Annotated in this window: 12 protein-coding genes and 1 pseudogene; 1 reads left to right on the plus strand and 12 read right to left on the minus strand. The window is 60.5% G+C overall.

Annotation, left to right across the window (positions count from 1 at the left end; genetic code table 11):
* Nucleotides 1-188 precede the first annotated feature (188 nt).
* The 6 genes from PMX70_RS07480 to PMX70_RS07505 all read right to left on the minus strand — a co-directional run bounded on the left by PMX70_RS07480 (nt 189) and on the right by PMX70_RS07505 (nt 12,317).
* Complete coding sequence (locus tag PMX70_RS07480) at nt 189-4,664, minus strand: DNA-directed RNA polymerase subunit beta' (protein WP_271743244.1); 4,476 nt, start codon at nt 4,662-4,664, stop codon at nt 189-191.
* A gap of 6 nt (nt 4,665-4,670) precedes the next feature.
* Nucleotides 4,671-8,162, minus strand: a complete 3,492-nt coding sequence (gene rpoB / locus PMX70_RS07485; protein WP_199409405.1) for a DNA-directed RNA polymerase subunit beta — start codon at nt 8,160-8,162, stop codon at nt 4,671-4,673.
* A 287-nt stretch (nt 8,163-8,449) separates the two neighbouring features.
* Nucleotides 8,450-9,358 carry a UTP--glucose-1-phosphate uridylyltransferase gene (locus PMX70_RS07490; protein WP_271743246.1) on the minus strand — a complete coding sequence of 303 codons (909 nt, stop codon included), beginning with the start codon at nt 9,356-9,358 and terminating at the stop codon, nt 8,450-8,452.
* Nucleotides 9,359-9,672: 314 nt separating this feature from the next.
* A complete protein-coding gene (rplL, locus tag PMX70_RS07495; RefSeq protein ID WP_006235005.1) occupies nt 9,673-10,050 on the minus strand; it encodes a 50S ribosomal protein L7/L12 in 378 nt (125 codons plus the stop codon).
* 102 nt (nt 10,051-10,152) lie between these two features.
* Nucleotides 10,153-10,674 (minus strand): 50S ribosomal protein L10, encoded by a 522-nt coding sequence (gene rplJ, locus PMX70_RS07500; protein WP_006235004.1) that lies wholly within the window; start codon nt 10,672-10,674, stop codon nt 10,153-10,155.
* A gap of 506 nt (nt 10,675-11,180) precedes the next feature.
* On the minus strand, nt 11,181-12,317 hold the full coding sequence (locus PMX70_RS07505) for a pyridoxal phosphate-dependent aminotransferase (protein WP_271743247.1): 1,137 nt from the start codon (nt 12,315-12,317) through the stop codon (nt 11,181-11,183).
* A 93-nt stretch (nt 12,318-12,410) separates the two neighbouring features.
* Here PMX70_RS07505 and PMX70_RS07510 point away from each other — a divergent pair, with 93 nt between their 5' ends.
* The gene (locus PMX70_RS07510) at nt 12,411-13,070 is read left to right on the plus strand and encodes a hypothetical protein (RefSeq protein WP_271743248.1); all 660 of its coding nucleotides are present in this window, start codon (nt 12,411-12,413) and stop codon (nt 13,068-13,070) included.
* Nucleotides 13,071-13,327: 257 nt separating this feature from the next.
* Here PMX70_RS07510 and PMX70_RS07515 read toward each other — a convergent pair whose 3' ends face one another.
* The 6 genes and pseudogenes from PMX70_RS07515 to PMX70_RS07540 form a co-directional block, all read right to left on the minus strand.
* Nucleotides 13,328-14,017: a CPBP family intramembrane glutamic endopeptidase gene (locus PMX70_RS07515; protein WP_271743249.1), complete on the minus strand. Its 690-nt coding sequence runs from the start codon at nt 14,015-14,017 to the stop codon at nt 13,328-13,330.
* Nucleotides 14,018-14,137: 120 nt separating this feature from the next.
* Nucleotides 14,138-14,341 (minus strand): annotated as a pseudogene (locus PMX70_RS07520) (uracil-DNA glycosylase family protein); the annotation flags it as partial.
* Nucleotides 14,342-14,344: 3 nt separating this feature from the next.
* A complete protein-coding gene (locus PMX70_RS07525) occupies nt 14,345-15,721 on the minus strand; it encodes an alpha-amylase family glycosyl hydrolase (RefSeq protein ID WP_271743250.1) in 1,377 nt (458 codons plus the stop codon).
* Between the two features lie 153 nt (nt 15,722-15,874).
* Nucleotides 15,875-17,071: an MFS transporter gene (locus PMX70_RS07530; RefSeq protein ID WP_271743251.1), complete on the minus strand. Its 1,197-nt coding sequence runs from the start codon at nt 17,069-17,071 to the stop codon at nt 15,875-15,877.
* Nucleotides 17,072-17,192: 121 nt separating this feature from the next.
* Nucleotides 17,193-19,553 carry a ferrous iron transport protein B gene (feoB, locus tag PMX70_RS07535; protein ID WP_271743252.1) on the minus strand — a complete coding sequence of 787 codons (2,361 nt, stop codon included), beginning with the start codon at nt 19,551-19,553 and terminating at the stop codon, nt 17,193-17,195.
* Between the two features lie 121 nt (nt 19,554-19,674).
* On the minus strand, nt 19,675-19,995 hold the full coding sequence (locus tag PMX70_RS07540) for a hypothetical protein (protein WP_117786142.1): 321 nt from the start codon (nt 19,993-19,995) through the stop codon (nt 19,675-19,677).
* Nucleotides 19,996-20,039 lie beyond the last annotated feature (44 nt).

The raw sequence follows: 20,039 nt of genomic DNA on the forward strand, positions 1-20,039 counted from the left end.
CAGTCCTGCGCAAGACGGAAAGCACATTAAGTGCTTTCCTTTGCGTGCGGAACTCGCGACAAACTTAAACAGCGGGCGGCCCGTTCCGGGAATCCGACGTGCTCGTCGGGGCAACGTTCCTCACCAAAAAAGACCCGCTTCCCTGTTGGGAAACGGGTCTTTGGAAGGGCGGTTAACGTACTAGGAAATTATTCCTCGTCGTTGTCCTTGGCCTCTTCGGCGTCGTCGGTGTCCACGAGCTGGTTGAGCAGCTCGTCGAGGGAAGCCATGTCCTCGTTGATGGCACCGTTGGCGGGAGCCTTCTTGTCGTCGATCGGAGCGCCCAGGAGCTCCTCCTCGTCGTCGGCATGATGCGTCGGAGCGGAGGTGCCCAGCAGGATGTCGTCCGGACCGTCGGGGCTAAAGACCATCTGCAGCAGCTGCGAGAGGTCTTCCTCGTCGGCAACGTCGTCGTTGTTCTCGAGGATGTAGAGCAGGTCGTGGGCCTCGAGGCCGTCACGGAGCTCCTCGATCGCCTTAGCACCGATACCATCGATGCGCAGCAGATCCTCCTCGGACTTGCCGACCAGGTCGCCGACCGTCTCGATGCCGACCTCGCTGAACTTGTTGGTCCAGCGCTGCGACACGCCCAGGTCGTCGAACAGGTACAGGCGAGCCTTCTCGGCGGAGATGGTGTGACCGTTACGGGTAAACGAACCGTCGGCACCACCGAACTCGTCGTAGCCGGCCCAGTCGAGCTGCTGCGGGAGCTGCTCGTCCAGATCCTTGAGTTCAACCGGAGCCCACTCGGGCAGCGACTTGGCGTTGGGCGAAGCCGGACCGTCGATGTCGACATAGCCGTCGGCCGTGCGATACGTCAACTTGGCGTTGGCATACGGCTTAAGGCCGGTACCAGCAGGGATCTTCTTACCGACGATGACGTTGGACTTAAGGTCGAGCAGGTGGTCGACCTTGCCCTCGATGGCAGCCTCGGTAAGGACGCCGGCGGTACGGATGAACGAAGCGCTCGACAGCCAGGAGTCGATGTTGGACGCGACCTTGAGCGTACCCAGGATGACGGGCTCGGCCACGGGAGCCTGACCGCCCAGACGGGCAACGCGCTCGACCTCGTCAGCGAACTCGTAGCGGTCGACGTACTGACCAAGCAGGTACTTGGAGTCGCCGGGGTTGGTGATCTGAACGCGACGCAGCATCTGACGTGCGAGCACCTCGATGTGCTTGTCGTTCAGGTCGACGCCTTGGCTGGTGTAGACGTCCTTGACGCTCTCGACGAAGGTGTGCATCGTCGACTCGATGTCGGTCAGCTTGCGCAGGTTGCGGAAGTTGACGAAGCCCTTGGTGATCTGGTCGCCAGCGCGAACCTCGCAGCCGTCCTCGATCTCGGGCATAAAGCGCACCGAAGCGGGGACGCGACGCTCGTCGAGGACACGGGTGTGATCCTCGGAGTCGGTGAGCGTCAGCACGTACTCGGACTTCTCGGGCTTAATCGAGAGGTGGCCGGAGTACGGAGCCAGCTCGGCCTCGCGACCCAGAATCTTCTCGTTGACGTTGCCGACGATATCGAACATACGGCTGACCGTAGGCAGACCCTGCGTAATATCGTCGACGCCAGCGACGCCGCCGGAGTGAATGGTACGCATCGTAAGCTGCGTACCAGGCTCGCCGATGGACTGGGCGGCAATAATGCCGACCGCGGTACCGATGGCGACCGGACGACGGGTGGAAAGATCCCAGCCGTAGCACTTCTGGCACACGCCGTACTTGGAGCGGCAGGTGAGCAGCGCGCGGAGCTTGACCTTCTTGAGGCCAGCATCGACCATCTTCTGGATGTCGGCGACCTTCTCGATGTAGCCGTCCTGCTCAAAGAGCACGGTGCCATCGGGAGCCACGACGTCCTCAATGAAGCAACGGCCGACGAGGTCGGTGTTGAGGTCGGTGGTGCCGGGGATGATGAGGTTGTAGGTGACGCCCTCGTGCGTACCGCAGTCCTCCTCGCGGACGATGACGTCCTGGGCCACGTCGACCAGACGACGGGTCAGGTAACCGGAGTCCGAGGTGTGGGATGCGGTATCGACCAGGCCCTTACGGGCGCCGTAGGTCGAAATGAAGTACTCAAGCGGCAGCAGGCCCTCGCGGAAGTTCGCCTTAATGGGAAGGTCGATCGTCTCGCCGGACATGTCTGCCATCAGGCCACGCATGCCGCCGAGCTGACGCAGCTGGGTCTTAGAACCACGGGCGCCGGAGTCGGCCATCATGTAGAGCGGGTTCTCCTCGTCGAACATGTCGAGCATGAGCGCTGCAACCTTGTCGGTACAAGCGGTCCACTCGTTAACGACTTCGATGTGGCGCTCCGTCTCGTTGATGAAGCCCTCCTCGAAGTACTCGTTGATCTGGTCGACGTTGGCCTGGGCGCGGTCGAGCAGCTCCTGCTTCTCAGCAGGGATGAGAGCGTCCCACACTGAGATGGTGAGGCCGGCGCGGGTGGCGTAGTGGAAGCCGGAATACTTGATGGCGTCGAGGATCGGACCGACCTTGGCCTCGGGGTAACGATCGCAGCAATCCGCAACCAGCTTGGCCACGTCGCCCTTGACCATCTTGTAGTTCATGAACTCATAGTCTTCGGGCAGGCACTGGCGGTTGAAGATGATGCGGCCGATAGAGGTCTCGAAGCGCGCGGTCTTGTTGCCGGTGACGTCGTAGTCGACAAACTCGTTCTTGCCGTTCTTGACGCGGAAGATACGGGTGCCGTCCTCGTTGATGACGTTGGCGTCGGCAGCGGACACGCGGACCCGAATCTTGGCCTGCATGTCGACCTCGGAGCGGCAGTCATAGGCGTGCAGCGCGTCGTCGAAGCTGGCGAACACGTGGTTCTCGCCCGGCAGACCGTCGCGGACCTGGGTGAGGTAGTACACACCAATGATCATGTCCTGCGAGGGGATGTTAACCGGCTTGCCGGATGCCGGCGAGCGCAGGTTGTTCGCAGAGAGCATGAGCACGCGAGCCTCGGCCTGGGCCTGGCTGGACAGCGGCACGTGGACAGACATCTGGTCGCCGTCGAAGTCGGCGTTGAAGGGCGAGCAGACCAGCGGATGCAGGTGGATAGCCTTGCCCTCGACCAGCACCGGCTCAAAGGCCTGGATGGACAGACGGTGCAGGGTCGGTGCACGGTTGAGCAGCACGACGCGGCCGTCGATAACCTCTTCGAGGATATCCCACACAAAGGTGGCACCGCGGTCGATAGCGCGCTTGGCGCCCTTGATGTTCTCGACCTTGCCAAGCTCGACCAGGCGCTTCATGACGAAGGGCTTGAAGAGCTCCAGCGCCATGGTCTTGGGCAGACCGCACTGGTGAAGCAGCAGCTTGGGGTCGGTAACGATTACCGAACGGCCGGAGTAGTCGACACGCTTACCCAGCAGGTTCTGACGGAAACGACCTTGCTTGCCCTTGAGGGCCTCGGCGAGCGACTTGAGCGGACGACCGCCACGGCCAGAAACCGGGCGACCACGACGGCCGTTGTCGAACAGGGCGTCCACGGACTCCTGGAGCATGCGCTTCTCGTTGTTCACGATGATCGCAGGGGCGTCCAGGTCGAGCAGGCGCTTGAGTCGGTTGTTACGGTTGATCACGCGACGATACAGGTCGTTGAGGTCGGACGCGGCGAAGCGGCCGCCGTCGAGCTGGACCATCGGGCGCAGATCGGGCGGAATGACCGGGATGACATCCAGGATCATGTTCGCGGGGCTGTTGCCGCCCTTCAGGAAGGCGTCAACGACCTCGAGGCGCTTGACGGCCTTCTCGCGCTTCTGCTTCTGGGAGTCCTCGTCGGCGATGATGGCCTTGAGCTTCTCGGCCTCGGAGGGGAGGTCGATAGCAGCGAGCAGGTCGCGGACGGCCTCGGCACCCATACCACCCTTGAAGTACATGGAGTAGTAACGGGTCATCTCGCGGAACAGCGGCTCATCGGAGATGAGGTCGCGCTCGGTGAGCTTCATGAAGGCGTTGAAGGCGTCCGTGCGGAGCTGTTTCTCGTCCTTGCACTCTTCCTCAATGTCGACGATGCCAGAGGCGATCTCCTCGGGGGTCAGCGGCTCCTCGTCGGAGAACTCGTCAAAGTTCTCGGGGTTGCCCTGCTCCTTGAGGGACTCGATCTGGCGAGCGCACTCGGCATCGATCTCTTCCAGATCGGCGGCGAGCTCCTCGCGCAGGTCGTCAGCGTCGGCCTCGCGAGCCTCGTAGTCGACCTCGGTGATGATGTAGCTGGCAAAGTACAGAACCTTCTCGAGGTCCTTGGACTTGATGTCGAGCATACGGCTCATCGGGAAGCTCGTGGGGCTCTTGAAGTACCAGATGTGGGACACGGGAGCGGCGAGCTCGATGTGGCCCATGCGGTCGCGACGCACCTTGGCCGAGGTGACCTCGACGCCGCAGCGCTCGCAGACGATGCCCTTAAAGCGGATGCCCTTGTACTTGCCGCAGGAGCACTCCCAGTCCTTGGCGGGACCGAAGATCTTCTCGCAGAACAGGCCGTCCTTCTCGGGCTTGAGGGTACGGTAATTGATGGTCTCCGGCTTCTTGACCTCACCGTGCGACCAGGAACGGATCTGGTCGGCGGAGGCAAGGGAGATCTTTACCGAGTCAAAATCAGTAGCTTCGAAATCTGCCACAGTCAACTACTCCTTATCAGTGGTCGTGGCGGCGACAGCCTCGGGTGCCTCGGCGGTCTCGGCATCCTGGGCCTCGACGTCGGCGTCAACGCCGGCGAGCGCAGCCAGGTCGTCGAGGGCAGAGGTCTCCTCGGCGGTCACAGGGGCGGAGGCGTCCTCGTCGGCATCGTGCATGGGCTCGATGTCCAGCGCGAGGGAACGGATCTCCTTGACGAGAACCTTGAAGGACTCGGGGATACCCGGAACCGGGACGTTCTCGCCCTTGACGATGGACTCGTAGGTCTTGACGCGGCCCACGGTATCGTCGGACTTGACGGTCAGGATCTCCTGCAGGACGTTGGAAGCACCGTATGCGTACAGTGCCCAAACTTCCATCTCGCCGAAGCGCTGGCCGCCGAACTGGGCCTTGCCGCCCAGCGGCTGCTGGGTAACCAGGCTGTAAGGGCCGGTCGAACGCGCGTGGATCTTGTCGTCGACCATGTGGCCGAGCTTGAGGATGTAGGACGTACCCACGGTAATGGGCTCGCGGAACTCCTCGCCGGTGCGGCCGTCGAACAGACGGGTCTTGCCGCGCTCGTCAAGCTGGGTGACGAACTCGGGACGCATGTGATCGCCAAAGGCAGCGGTGGCCTTGTTGAGCATGTTCTTGTTGGCGCGACGGATGACCTCGGCGATCTCGTCCTCCTTGGCGCCGTCGAAGACGGGCGTCGCGGTGAAGAACGGACCGGGGACGTACTTGTCGGAGTCGGCCTGCTCGGTATCCCAACCGCAGGCGGCAGCCCAGCCAAGGTGGCACTCGAGCAGCTGGCCGACGTTCATACGCGAAGGAACGCCCAGCGGGTTGAGAATAACGTCGATCGGGGTACCGTCAGCCATGTAGGGCATGTCCTCGACCGGCAGAACGTTACAGATAACACCCTTGTTGCCGTGGCGGCCGGCGATCTTATCGCCCTGCTGGATCTTACGACGCTGGGCGACGTAGACGCGCACCTGCTCGTTGACGCCGGGGGCCAGGTCGTCGCCGTTCTCGCGGCTAAAGCGGACGACGTCGATGACGCGGCCGTAAGCGCCGTGAGGCATCTTAAGGGAGGTGTCGCGAACGTCGTGAGCCTTGGCACCGAAGATGGCGCGCAGCAGGCGCTCCTCGGCGGTCAGAGCGCTCTCGCCCTTAGGCGTGACCTTGCCGACCAGGATGTCGCCAGGGCCGACCTCGGCGCCGATGCGGATGATGCCGTCCTCGTCGAGGTTGGCAAGCATGTCCTCGGAGAGGTTCGGGATCTCGCGAGTGATCTCCTCGGGGCCGAGCTTGGTGTCGCGGGCGTCGATCTCGTGACGGGTGATATTGATGGTCGTCAGCAGGTCCTCGGCCACCAGGCGCTCGGACACGACGATACCGTCCTCGTAGTTGAAGCCTTCCCACGGCATGTATGCCACGGTGAGGTTCTGGCCCAGTGCGAGCTCGCCATGATCGGTCGAAGGACCGTCGGCCAGAGGCTCGCCCTGCTCAACGGTGTCACCGACGCGCACGAGCGGACGGTGGTTGATGCAGGTGGACTGGTTGGAGCGCTGGTACTTGGCCAGGTGATACTCGTCCATGCCACCGGCATGCTTGACGATAATCTTGGAAGCGTCGGCAAAGATGACCTCGCCGGCGTTCTTGGCCAGGGTAACCTCGCCAGAGTCCAGGGCGGCGCGACGCTCCATGCCGGTACCGACATAGGGAGCGGCAGGGTGAACCAGCGGCACGGCCTGACGCTGCATGTTGGCGCCCATGAGCGTACGCTTAGCGTCGTCGTGCTCGAGGAACGGGATCAGCGTGGCTGCGACGGAGAGCATCTGACGCGGCGAGACGTCCATGTAGTCGACGTCCTCGACAGGCACGTCGGCGGGAGCGCCGAAGGAGCCGTCGAAGTCGCGGGTACGGGCGATCACAGTGTGCGGACGGACGATCTTGCCCTCGGCATCGGTCGTGATGAACTCGTTGGTCTTGGGATCGAGCGGCGTGTTGGCCGGCGCGATGACGTGCTTCTCTTCCTCGTCAGCGGTCATCCAGTCGATCTGGTCGGTGGCAACGCCGTTCTCGACGCGACGGAACGGGGCCTCGATGAAGCCGTACTCGTTCACACGGGCGTAGAGGGCGAGCGAGCCGATCAGGCCGATGTTGGGACCTTCGGGGGTCTCGATCGGGCACATGCGGCTGTAGTGCGAGTTGTGAACGTCGCGGACGGCCGTCGGCACGTTGGTGCGGCGGCTGGAGCCGGACTTGTGGCCGGCAAGACCACCAGGGCCGAGTGCGGACAGACGGCGCTTGTGGGTCAGACCGGTCAGGGGGTTCGCCTGGTCCATGAACTGCGAGAGCTGCGAGGAACCGAAGAACTCCTTGATGGAGGCCACGATCGGACGGATGTTGATGAGCGACTGCGGGGTGATCTCGTCGATGTCCTGGGAGCTCATGCGCTCACGGACGACGCGCTCCATACGGCTCATGCCGATACGGAACTGGTTGGCGACGAGCTCGCCGACGGTGCGGATGCGGCGGTTGCCGAAGTGGTCGATGTCGTCGACCTTGAAGCCCTGCTCGCCGGCGGCGAGGGACAGCAGGTAGCGCAGCGTAGCGACGATATCCTCGTCGGTGAGCACCGTGACCTCTTCCTCGGTGGTGAGGTTGAGCTTCTTGTTGACCTTGTAACGACCGACGCGGGCCAGATCGTAGCGCTGCGGGTTGAAGAGCAGGCCCTCGAGCAGGCTGCGGGAAGCATCCACGGTGGGGGGCTCGCCCGGGCGCAGGCGACGGTAGATCTCGATGAGGGCGTCCTCGCGGGTGAGGGCGGTATCGCGCTCGAGGGTGCGCTTGATCACGTCGGAGTTGCCGAGCAGCTCGATGATATCGTCGTTGGTGACGGCGATGCCAAGGGCGCGCAGGAACATCGTGGCGCTCTGCTTGCGCTTACGGTCGATGGAGACCATGAGCTGGTCGCGCTTGTCGACCTCAAACTCAAGCCAGGCACCGCGGGACGGGATGATCTGGGCCTTGTAGATCTGCTTGCCCGAATCCATCTCGGAGCTGTAGTACACGCCCGGGGAGCGGACGAGCTGCGAGACGACGATACGCTCGGTACCGTTGATGATGAAGGTGCCCTGATCGGTCATCATGGGGAAGTCGCCCATGAAGACGAGCTGCTCCTTGATCTCGCCGGTCTCCTTGTTGGTGAGACGGACGTCGGTCAGAAGCGGGGCCTGATAGGTCATGTCCTTCTCGCGGCACTCCTCGACGGTGTGCGCGGGGTCGCCGAACTGATGCTCGCCGAAGGTAACCTCGAGAACATGGTTCTGGCTCTGGATGGGGCTGGATTCCTTGAACGCCTCACGAAGGCCCTCGTCCTTAAAACGCTCAAAGGATTCCCTTTGAACAGAGATAAGGTTGGGGAGCTCCATGGCCTCCGGGATTTTCCCGAAGCTGACGCGCTTGCGCTCAGTGGCAGTGTATGCGTAGGTCACCAGGTTTTTCCTCCTTCACGGAAATGCTCGGTGGGTTGGCGAGGCATAGCTTCGCCAGTTATCGCAACCTAATAGTTTATCAGGTACCGACCGTTGGGCAAGAAAAGCCTTGACGCGATTGAGTTTTTGGAGTAGCAAAGTTTTTCGACAGAAAACACGCAGGTAGATGTATGTGTATCGAACATCTGTTCATATATTTTCTGTGAACAGAGAGCCAGCAATCGCAGCTCTTATAAAAAACGGGCGCGAACCGAGGTCCACGCCCGTAAATGTCGATGCCCGAAGGCTTATTTGCGCATCAAGCCGCCGCGCTCGTCGATGGCGTCCCAGAAGGCGCCGGCAAAGCGAGGATCGCTTGCGGCCATGAGGGCGTTGGTGGCCATCCAGCCAGACGGGGTGCCGGTATCGTAGCCCGAGAGCGGGTCGATGACGACGGCGTACATGGCCTCGCGGTCGAGCGAGCGGGCCATGGCGTCGGTAAGCTGAATCTCGCCGCCCTTGCCGGCCTGCTGATCGGCGAGCAGGTCCATGACCAGCGGGCTCAGCAGGTAGCGACCGACGATGTACAGGTTGGACGGAGCCGCCTCGGGAGCAGGCTTCTCGACCAGACCGCCAATGCGCCAGACAGCGCCCGGCTCGGCATCGGCAACGCCCTCGGCGCCCTCGAGCGAACCGACGCGCTCGCCGGCGATAACGCCGTAGCGGCTGACTTCCTCGGGTGAGCAAGCAGCGACGGCGATAACCGAAGCGCCACCGTGCTCCTTGGAAACGGCGAGCATCTTGTCGCAGATGTCGCGGTTGGGCACAACGTAGTCGCCCAGAAGAACCAGGAAGTTCTCCCCTGCCACGGCGTCGGCAGCAGAGCGGATAGCATGGCCGAGGCCCTTGGGCTCGTACTGATAGCGGAAGTCGACCGGCATACCGCCAGCGTGGGCGACGGCATCGGCATAGGCGTTCTTGCCGCGCTCGCGCAGCAGATTCTCGAGCGAGCGATCGGGCTGGAAGTAGCTCAGCAGCTCGGGCTTACCGGGAGAGGTAACGATGATGGCGTCGTCGACCTCCTCGGGGTCGAGCGCCTCCTCAACGACATACTGAATGACCGGCTTGTCGAGCACCGGCAGCATCTCTTTGGGCGTACACTTAGTGCCAGGCAGAAAACGCGTGCCAAGGCCGGCGGCGGGGATGATTGCCTTCATGTTATTCAAGGATCCTTTCGCAGGCGCAGAATGCGCCCTATGCGTGCGGCACGGCGGCCGCAGACCAAATTGCGATACCGAAGTATCTTACCGCCGGAGACATACGTCGCCGTAAGGCAAGCGCCATTCTTCAGCAGGTCAACGCAAATTATTGCTCGAATGGTGCAATTTTATCGACCAACGGTAGCGATCCCAAAGCACCGCAAACGACAGCAATTTGCATGCCGAGCCAGCAAAATGGAGGGGTCATAACAAAAAAGACGGGGCTCGCAATGCGAACCCCGTCTGCAAAGAAATCTGGCGAGAAAGCCTGATTACTTGAGGGTGACAGCAGCGCCAGCAGCCTCGAGCTTCTCCTTGGCAGCCTCGGCGTCCTCCTTCTTGGCACCCTCGAGAACAGCCTTAGGAGCGCCCTCGACGACCTCCTTGGCCTCCTTCAGGCCAAGGTTGGTGAGCTCACGGACGGCCTTGATGACCTGGATCTTGTTGTCGCCGAAGCCCTCGAGCACGACGTCAAACTCGGTCTTCTCCTCGGCCTCAGCAGCGCCAGCAGCGGGAGCGGCGACAACGGCGGCAGGAGCAGCGGCGGAAACGCCGAAGGTGTCCTCGATAGCCTTGACGAGCTCGGAAGCCTCGAGAAGGGTCATTTCCTTAAGAGCATCGATGATCTCATCGGTGGTAAGCTTAGCCATTTCTAAGTCCTTTCGGTTTCCGTGCGAATGCACGGAGATCAGTTAAAACACGGCGCGAATGCGCCAGGGGTGCGGCGTTGCCGCCGCGGGTGAAAACAGCTACTAGGCTGCCTTCTGCTCGGAGACCTGCTGGATCGAACGAGCGAGACCAGAGGAAACGCCGTTGACGCAGACAGCGATGTCGCGAGCGAAACCGGAGATGAGACCGGCAATCTGGCCGAGAAGCTGATCCTTGGTGGGCAGCTCGGCGATAGCCTTAACATCATCAGCGGAAACGGCCTTGCCGTCGGAGATACCGCCCTTGATCTCAAGGACGCCCTTGGACTTAGCGGAGAAGTCCTTAAGGGCCTTAGCGGCCTCGACCGGCTCGGACTCGTAGAACACATAAGCGACGGGGCCGGCGAGAATCTCGTCGAGCTCGGGCTGCTCCTGGTTCTTGAGAGCGATCTTGACCAGGTTGTTCTTGTAGACCTTCATCTCGGCGCCGCACTCGCGAAGCTGATGACGCAGCTCCTGGGCCTGCTTAACCGTCAGACCGTTGTAGTTGACGACGAACAGACCGGCGTTCTCGGCGATACGGGACTCGATCTCTGCAACCTTGTCGATTTTGTACTGCTGGGGCATGAATTACACCTCCTCGAATTCTTTCCGGGCACGGTCCGCCACAAGGACGTGACGGGGGCATGTCCAAAAAGAAAGCCCCCGCGCTGCATGAGCGACGGGGGCGAGAAGACATATCTACTCGACCACCTCGGCTGGCGGGATATCCCATTAAGCTCGCGGGCGATGCCCGTTTGCACCGGCTGTCTCTGGCAGCGGATTCGTGCGTGAACCGAAAGTATTATGGCGGGGACCCCGGCGTCGGTCAACGGAAAACCGGGCTGCACACAATTCCACCATCCGGCCGTGCCGCCAAAGGCCAGGCGCAAGGTTTTCGCTCGGTCAAGTCCTGGCTCGCACGAAGAGCACATTAAGTGCTCTTCGGCTCGTGCGGAATCTACGAAAACCTTGCGCCTGGCCTTTGGCGGCGCGGCCTGCGTCAACTATGGGGCAGCCAGGGTTACCGTTGACCGGCGCGCCCCACTCATAATGCTTGGGTCGGTGGGCTGATGGTTTTGGGTCCCGTTGGGCTATAGGGTTGACACGAAGTTGGACAGGCGGTGGAGGCCTTCGTCCAAATCTTGGTCGGAGACGCAGTAGCTTAGGCGGATGTGGCCTTCGGTGCCGAAGCAGTCTCCGGGGACTAGAGCTACGTTGGCTTCGTTGATGGCTTTGATGCAGAAGTCCTCGCTGGTTAAGCCGTACTGTTTGATGTTCGGGAAAGCGTAGAAGGCTCCTGCGGGTTCTACGACGTCGAGGTCCATGGCGTTTAAGGCTGCGAGTACGCGTTCGCGGCGGGCTCGGTAGACTTCGAGCATGGGGGTTGGGTCGACGGTCAGGGCTCGGGCTGCGGCGTCCATCTCGAAGGAGACGGCGCTCGATACTAGGTATTGGTGAGCCTTGGCGATCTCGGCGATGACGGGCCCTGCCGCTGCAAGCCAGCCCAAGCGCCAGCCGGTCATGGCCCAGGGCTTGGAGAAGCTTTCGATAACTACCGTCTGATCGCGAAGCGCCGGGTGGCGCTGGGCAAAGCGCTCGTAGCCATCCACATAGACTAGACGGTTGTATACGTCGTCGCAGACCACGTAGATGCCCGTCTGCTCTGCCACGCGCGCCACGGCGTCGAGTGACGCCGCGCTGAGGATGCAGCCCGTGGGGTTGTTGGGCGAGCAGATGACGATGGCCTTGGTCGCCGGCGTCACGCAGGCACGAAGCGCCTCCTCATCAATCTGGAATTGCGCAGGCTCCGTATCCAAAAAGACCGCTTTGGCGTGATTGGCCACGACGATGCTCTCGTACAGGCCAAAGGCCGGCGTGGGGATGATGACCTCGTCGCCGGGGTTGAGCATAGCCATGAATGTTGCCGACAGGGCCTCGGTCGCGCCGTCGGTTAGGATGACCTCGTCGGCCGAAAACGTAAGGCCCGCGTCCCCCATGTAGGCAGATAACGCCTCACGCAGGGCGGGGCGACCGTTGTTGGGCGGATAGTGCGTGTCACCGCGGTCCAGTGCGGCGGTCACCTCGGCACTAATCACATCGGGCGTGGGAAAATCGGGCTCGCCAAGCGCAAGCGCGATGCACCCCGGGTGCTGGGCGGCGAGCGCGTTGATCCGGCGGATACCGGAGGGCTTGAGCGTGGCAAGCGAGGTATTCATTGGCAGACGCATGGCGTTCCTTTCGTAAGGGTTGCACTAGGATAGCGCGGCGAGGCACCGCCAGACGGTGTAACCTAAACGGAAACCAACCGGAAAGGAGGCAGCATGGAGACGACCGCACGCGGCGATGTACCAAAAACGCTGCAAACCATTGCGTATATCAGCATTCCCAATAGCTCCGATCTTGAGTTTTTGCTCTGGGACCTGCAGGATGCCATCGCCGCCTATGCTCAGCTTTCCGGCACCGCACTCCCCCATCCAGTCGACTTGAAGGCGAATAGCGCCGATACTGCCGACGGCATCGTGCTCGCCGTTGAGGATACGCCCGTTGACGAGGCAGTGGCAGACATCGCCAAAGCGCTCGATCGCTTTGGCGATACGGGAACGCGCGTCTATGTCGTCGTTCAAGCCGCCTGCGAGCGAACCGAGGGGGCGTGCATGCTCATCGAGCGCTTGCGCCAAGCTTGCGAACTCCGTAGGCTAACGTGGTGCGGCGGCGTTATCGCCTGCACCGGCAGCGGCATCGCGGCGCTTCGCCATTCCCCGCGCATGGGACTCCTGCGTCGGCCTTTTTCCGAAGCGACGGATAAGCTGGTGGGCGCCGTGCGCATGGGGTGCTCGGTTGAACATGCGCAGCTGCTCGGCGGCGGAAATGCCAGTAGCGTCGACACCGACGGCATGGTGCGCGCTAGGCCTGCTGTGCCCGCACTAATCTGGCGCGCCATCATCAAACGCCTCGGCGCCCATGCTCAATCAAATATCTAAATTACAGAGCTTCCCAGTCAACGGCCTCGCGCCAGCGCTCAATAAGGCGCTCCAGGTGCCATGACTCGATTGTTCAAGGAACAACATACTCAATCCCTATTGCACAAGGCAATAGTGGGGCGCACCTTTTCCCTTAAAACCTAGGGTTTCGATCATGTGAAACCTTGAATTGCCCTATATATTTGTATAGGTAAAGAGGGTAAAGCTCTGTTCCTTAAACTTCACTTGTTCATGTCATCGCTACAAGCAGGAAGTTATTAAACAGCAATCATCGCCCCTACTGCGTTATAGATAATATGGAGCACCACTGAGCCCCATAAACAATTTGTTCTTTTATACACTGCATCACAAAAAAAGTGCAAAGCCAGAAGGGAGATCACATACTCTACCGGCAACACATCAAAATATAGCTTTCCAATAATTACCCATCTTACCGGGTAATGTATCGAGAGAAAAAGGACCGAATTGATAATACCAACTATCCACTGGTTTCTTATCAATCCTGACAATCTTGTTTGAATGTATCCCCTAAATATAATTTCTTCTTCGAGAGCAGCGAAGAAGAAAATAATCCAGTTTATCAATAAGGGTTCCGTAAACGATATGGATTTCCCTTGTGCCTTAAACAGCACCGTTTGTATAACAAGCAGAAAAATTCCACCAATAACGCCTAGAATAATGCTGTTTTTTAGCTTATCGGTGTTAATTCCAACACTGTCTATTTTCTGTTTGTTGCAATGGAAAAAGCATGCGAAAAGTAAAATCAAGACAAGAGGAATCCAAACTTGTGACAGATTTAATATGAGCACGCTTGTATTTGTTGTATAAAGCCAGCCATGAAAGAATGCACTGCCCATTATGAGGCAATATATGATAATTGCTTTTATACCATCTTTTTTTTCATACTCCATTAGGTTGTTTTTATACTTTTCACTTGTCCACTCCATCGATATTTCTCCTCTCCACAAATTTCGATTTGTCAATTCTACGATGGTTTTCAGCTTTAACTTCTCACTATCTGGACTGACCAAGCTTTCTTTTTCATGCTCAAATACTCCGTTTTAAGGGTCGCCCTCGTTGGGCGGCACGGGCGCACCGAGACACGCGGCCATCACGCGCCAAAAGCGGTTCTGCGGATTGCCATAGTAGAAGGCATTGGCACGCGAGAGCACCGAGGGAAACGACCCCAGCACCAAAACGCGCGAGTGCTGGTCGAACACGGGCTCAAACCCATGCTCAATATGCTGATAGCCCTCGTCCGGCGCAGTCATGAATTAGGCCCTCAGCAGATAACGCACCTCATAGGGCGCAAGTTCAAGGGAGCCCGACAGCTCGACCGTGGGCGCATCGTCGGCAAGCAGGTCGACGAAGGAGCCGCTGAGTTCGCCGGCTCCAAAGGTATAGGGCCCGTTCACGGCATTGACCGCCACGAGCACCGTCGCGTCGTCGCAGGCGCGCTCGAACAGCAGCTGCTTGTTCTGAATCACCACGTTGCGATAGACACCGTAGTTGAGGGCACGGGCCGCCGCATCGTTTGCCGAGCGCAGGTGCGCGAGCTGCTTGATGAAGGCCGTCAGCTCGTTGGGCGCAGGCTCATCGAGCGCAGGACGCAGCGCCCAATCGCCATCGGGGCCGCCCTTTTCGCCGGCAATCCCCCACTCGCTGCCGTAGTAGACGCACGGAATGCCCGGCATACCAAAGAGCATGCCGTAGGCGGGGCGTAGGCAGGACTTGTCCGTCAGGATGCTCGCCAGGCGCGGCACATCGTGGTTGTCGACAAACGACAGCAGATGCTTGCCGCGATAAATGCACCACGGGTCACCGCCAAACTGGCGATGCAGCGAGTGGGCAATCTCGAACATGTTGACCGAGTTAAAGCTGGAGTACAGGCCCTTGTAGCACTCGTAGTTGGTGCAGGAGTCGAGCATCTCGTCGTTGACGATCTGGTTGTAGTCGCCGTGGAGCGTCTCGCCGATCAGCACAAAGTCGGGCTTGAGCTCACGGGTAAAGGCGTGCAGGCGGCGCATGAAGTCTCGGTCGAGCATATAGGCAACGTCCAAGCGCAGGCCGTCGACGCCAAAGACCTCGGCCCAGCGACGCACGGACTCAAGCAGGTAATCGACCACGGCGGGATTTTGCAGGTTGAGCTTCACAAGCTCAAAATGACCTTCCCAGCCCTCGTACCAAAAGCCGTCGCCATAGCAGGAGTCGCCGTCAAAGCTGATGTGGAACCAGTCCTTGTAGGGCGAGTCCCACTTGCGCTCCTGCACATCGCGGAAAGCCCAAAAGCCGCGACCGACGTGGTTGAAGACGGCATCGAGCACCACGCGGATGCCGCGGGCATGCAGCGTGTCGCATACGGCGGCAAAGTCGGCATCCCCACCCAGGCGACGGTCGATATGGCGCAGGCTGCGCGTGTCGTAACCGTGGCTATCAGACTCGAGTGGAGGATTGATCAGCACGGCGCCAATACCGAGTCCCTGCAGGTAGTCGGCCCATTGGGCGATTTTCATGATGGGGGCATCGGGGTTGGGTGCAGTGCCGGCAGCTTGGGAGAGTTCATCCTCAGCAACGGGCGCGGCGTTTTCGCGCGGAGCTCCGCAAAAGCCCAGCGGATAGATCTGATAGAACGTCGTCTCGTATGCCCACATAGCAACCTCCCGGTAAGCTCAACACAACGACATCCATTGTATGCCCGGCTTGTATCCTCTTCCCCAAAATAAGTTGCGGTGGAATAGTTCCTGCTTGGGCCTTCAGAGGCCTTAAACAGGAACTATTCCACCGCAACTGATGAGGGAACATGATTAGGCAACAGGCTTTGCGCGGCGTATGGCCGGGAACATCACCGTAATGGCGAGGATAACGCCCACGACGGCAATCACCCCGCCCGCGAAGCCGATCCAGGCGATACCGGGGCCCGAAACCACGGCTCCGCCGATCGCGGTACCCGTGCCAATGCCCAGATTGAACAGGCCCGAGAAGATCGACATGGCGACGGCCGACGAATCTGCCGGCGTGTGCTTGATGAGCTCGGCTTGGAACGCCACGTTAAAGGCCGTGGCGCAGCAGCCCCACAGCGCGCAGACGGCAAGCACTGCCACGAGCGACGATGCGGCCGGGCCCATGAGCAGCAGGGCCACCGGCACGCCGGAGAGCGTGATCGCAAGGAACGGGAACCGGTGCCCATCGAACAGCCGGCCGAACAGCCAGCTTCCGAGCAGACCAGAGCAGCCGAACGCCGTCAGCGTCATAGTGATGGCGCTTGCGTCGACATGCGCGACCTGAGCCAGGAAAGGCTCGATATAGCTATAGCTCGCGTAATAGCCAGTTGCCATGAACACCGTGACCGCATAGAGCGCGATCAGTAACGGGTTCCTGAGCAGCTCGGGCAGTTGCTTGACGGTAAAGCGCTCGCCCGCCGGCATGGTTGGAAACACGGTCGCCTGGTAGACGACCGCGACAGCAGACAGTGCTCCGACCACGGCAAACGTCATACGCCAGCCCACGGCCAGGCCAATGGCGCGGCCGAGCGGCAGGCCAAAGATCTGTGCGATGGAAGAGCCCGTGGCGATCATGCTGATAGCGAGTGCCCCGTGGCGTGTGTCAACCAGGCGCGACGCCATAATCGAGGCGACCGACCAGAACACGGCATGTGCGCAAGCGACCACCAGGCGCGCGCAGACCAGGATGGGATAAGTCGGCGCCACAGCGGACAGAAACTGGCCGAGCGAGAACACGGCGAGCACGCCCAGCAGCATCCGCTTGAACTCGAAACGCGAAGCGAACACCATGAGCGGCAACGACAGCAGCATGACGCCCCAGGCATAGACCGAGATCATGATGCCCGCCTGGGCCTCGGTGAGCGAGAACGACGCGGCGATATCAGTCAAAAGGCCGATGGGCATAAACTCCGACGTGTTGAACACGAACGCACAGCAGGTGAGCCCGACGAGCGGGAGCCACTGCCTGAGCGTGATGCCGTCTTGCCTTGCCTGACTCATATATAACGTCTCCAATCATTTTGAGTGGAGGCGATTATATAGCAACGGCCCCGCATCCGTCAGCAACAGATGCAGGGCCGAAAACAATTCGATACACAGAGGTTGCGCCGTCAATACATAACTAAGCCAACCCCAGCAATATGCCCGCCGAATGCACGACAAACGCCACGATCCAGGCGACTGCCACCTGAAACGCGAACACGGCAACGGCGTAGCGCGCGCCCAGCTCGCTCTTGACGGCGCCGATGGCAGCCACGCAGGGCGGATACAGCAGCGTAAAGACCAGAAACACATAGGCAGTAAACGGCGAAAACATGGTCGACAGTGCCGCGGGCGAGGTCGCGCCCAAAAGCACCGTGAGCGTCGATATGACGCTCTCCTTGGCGATAAGTCCAGTGACGAGCGCCGTGGACGCACGCCAGTCGCCAAACCCAAGCGGCGCCAGCGCCGGCGCGATGATGCTGCCGAGGCCCGCAAGCAGACTCTGCGACTGATCGGCGACCACATTAAAGCGGATATCGAACGTCTGCAGGAACCAAATGACCACCGTAGCGGCAAAGATGATGGTAAAGGCCTTGGTGATGAAGCCCTTGGCCTTATCCCATGCCAGCATCACCGTCGTCTTGACGCTCGGCAGGCGGTAGTTGGGGAGCTCCATGATAAACGGCACCGGGTCCCCCTTAAATGCCGTGCGGTTGAGCACCAAAGCCGCGATGCAACCGATCGCAATGCCAATCAGATAGAGCGAGACCATGACGGGAACCGTCGCCTGTGGGAAAAACGCCCCGCACAGCAGACCGTAGACCGGCAACTTGGCCGAGCAGCTCATGAACGGCGTGAGCATGACCGTCATCTTGCGGTCGTGCTCGGATGGGAGCGTACGGGTCGACATGATAGCCGGCACGGTGCAGCCAAAACCGACGAGCATGGGGACGAAGCTGCGGCCCGAAAGGCCAAAGCGACGCAGTACCTTATCCATGACAAAGGCCACGCGTGCCATGTATCCGGAGTCTTCCAGAATGGAAAGGAACAAAAAGAGCACGACGATAATCGGCAGGAAGGTCAGCACGCTGCCCACGCCCGTAAGCACGCCGTCGACAGCCAGCGAGCGCACTACGTCGTTGGTGCCGAACGCCTTGAGGCCCGCATCGGCCGAGGCGATGATGGCAGCGATGCCGTCCTCCATGAGTCCCTGCAACGCCGCGCCGATCACGCCAAACGTCAGCCAAAAGACGAGGCCCATGATCACCAGAAACGCCGGAATGGCTGTGTAGCGACCCGTCAGGATGCGGTCGATCTTGACGGAGCGCACGTGCTCGCGGCTCTCGTGCGGCTTGACGACGCAACGCCCGCACACGTCGCCGATAAAGCTAAAGCGCATATCGGCCAGCGCGGACAGACGGTCGGTGCCGGCTTCGCCCTCCATCTGGGTAATGATGTGCTCGATAGCGTCGAGCTCATTGCGATCCAAGTGAAGCGCCTCGGTCACCAGCTCGTCGCCTTCAACCAGCTTGGTCGCCGCAAAACGCACCGGAATGTGCGCCGTCACGGCATGGTCCTCGATCAGGTTGGCAATACCGTGGATGCAGCGATGCAGTGCACCGCCGTCCGAGCCATCGGGCGCACAGAAGTCCAGGCGACCGGGGCGCTCGCGGAACCGTGCCACGTGCAAGGCATGATCCACCAGCTCGCCGATACCCTCGTTGCGGGCAGCGCTAATGGGGACAACAGGCACGCCCAACAGGCTCTCGAGCAGGTTGACGTCCACGGCGCCGCCGTTGGCCGTCACCTCGTCCATCATGTTGAGCGCGATGACCATGGGGCGGTCGAGCTCCATAAGCTGCAGCGTCAGGTACAGGTTGCGTTCGATATTAGTAGCGTCGATGATGTCGATGATGGCGTCGGGGTTTTCGTCCAGGATAAATTGGCGACTGACGATCTCTTCGCCCGTGTACGGAGACAGCGAATAGATGCCGGGCAGGTCGGTAACGCTTGCCTCGGGATGGTTACGGACGGTGCCGTCCTTGCGGTCGACCGTCACGCCGGGAAAGTTACCGACATGTTGGTTGGAGCCCGTAAGCTGGTTGAACAGCGTGGTCTTACCGCAGTTTTGGTTGCCGGCGAGGGCGAAATGCAGCGGCGCGCCCTCAGGCACGACCGTTTTTGCCGCACGGGGCGAATACGTCCCCTCGCCCAGGGCCGGATGCTCCGTCGTGCCGATTGCGGCGTTAGCGCGCGGACCCGTATCGGTGTCGTGAATACCCACGAGCTCGATGCGAGCGGCATCGTCCTTGCGCAGTGTCAACTCGTAGCCACGCAGGCGGATCTCGAGCGGATCGCCCATGGGGGCATACTTCATCATGGTGACTTCGGTGCCCGGCGTTAGACCCATGTCCAAAATATGCTGTCGGAGTGCCTGATCGTCCGATGCCACCGATGCGACAACGGCGTCCTTTCCAATCTCGAGTGTATCGAGCTTCACGCGTTCATCCTTTCGTTAGACGCGGTTAACCGTTTACCGGGGCTAACCAACTCGTAACGACAAATGATAGCGCTCTGAACTATTATATAAAGTCAAATACCGATGTTTACCTGCGCAAACTTTATGCGGTGCGCCCCGAAAGCTCTTTGCGCATACCGCTCAGCGAGATCGAAATGGAACCCGACCGCGCGGTAGCAGTGAGTCGATCACCCTCAACCGACCCCGTGCATGTAAAGGGCGCCTTGCCCATCAAGACGTGGGAGATAGTGCCCGAGAGCTCAAAGAAATCGCACTCAGCGCGGGCACCCGAGAGAGCGATATTGAGACCCCTGACGTTTAGTACTGCCCTGAGCGCGCCGTTCACCCCATGTGAAAACGTCACCTCGCCGCGCTTGCTCCCCACCGGCGTCTGGGCCAAAACTACATACGTACCCTCAAGCATGGCTCCTCCTCTAAGCAGACTTTTTGAAACGGGCAAGTAGTCTA

Origin of the sequence: Collinsella aerofaciens, from assembly GCF_028206795.1 — a bacterium.
Lineage (GTDB): Bacteria > Actinomycetota > Coriobacteriia > Coriobacteriales > Coriobacteriaceae > Collinsella > Collinsella aerofaciens_AX.

Bases quoted from the DNA above. Each gene is read 5' to 3' on its own strand.
- PMX70_RS07490 (WP_271743246.1), bottom strand. From the start codon at position 9,358: ATGAAGGCAATCATCCCCGCCGCCGGCCTTGGCACGCGTTTTCTGCCT.
- rplL (WP_006235005.1), bottom strand. From the start codon at position 10,050: ATGGCTAAGCTTACCACCGATGAGATCATCGATGCTCTTAAGGAAATG.
- rplJ (WP_006235004.1), bottom strand. From the start codon at position 10,674: ATGCCCCAGCAGTACAAAATCGACAAGGTTGCAGAGATCGAGTCCCGT.
- PMX70_RS07505 (WP_271743247.1), bottom strand. From the start codon at position 12,317: ATGCGTCTGCCAATGAATACCTCGCTTGCCACGCTCAAGCCCTCCGGT.
- PMX70_RS07510 (WP_271743248.1), top strand. From the start codon at position 12,411: ATGGAGACGACCGCACGCGGCGATGTACCAAAAACGCTGCAAACCATT.
- PMX70_RS07515 (WP_271743249.1), bottom strand. From the start codon at position 14,017: ATGGAGTGGACAAGTGAAAAGTATAAAAACAACCTAATGGAGTATGAA.
- PMX70_RS07525 (WP_271743250.1), bottom strand. From the start codon at position 15,721: ATGTGGGCATACGAGACGACGTTCTATCAGATCTATCCGCTGGGCTTT.
- PMX70_RS07530 (WP_271743251.1), bottom strand. From the start codon at position 17,071: ATGAGTCAGGCAAGGCAAGACGGCATCACGCTCAGGCAGTGGCTCCCG.
- PMX70_RS07540 (WP_117786142.1), bottom strand. From the start codon at position 19,995: ATGCTTGAGGGTACGTATGTAGTTTTGGCCCAGACGCCGGTGGGGAGC.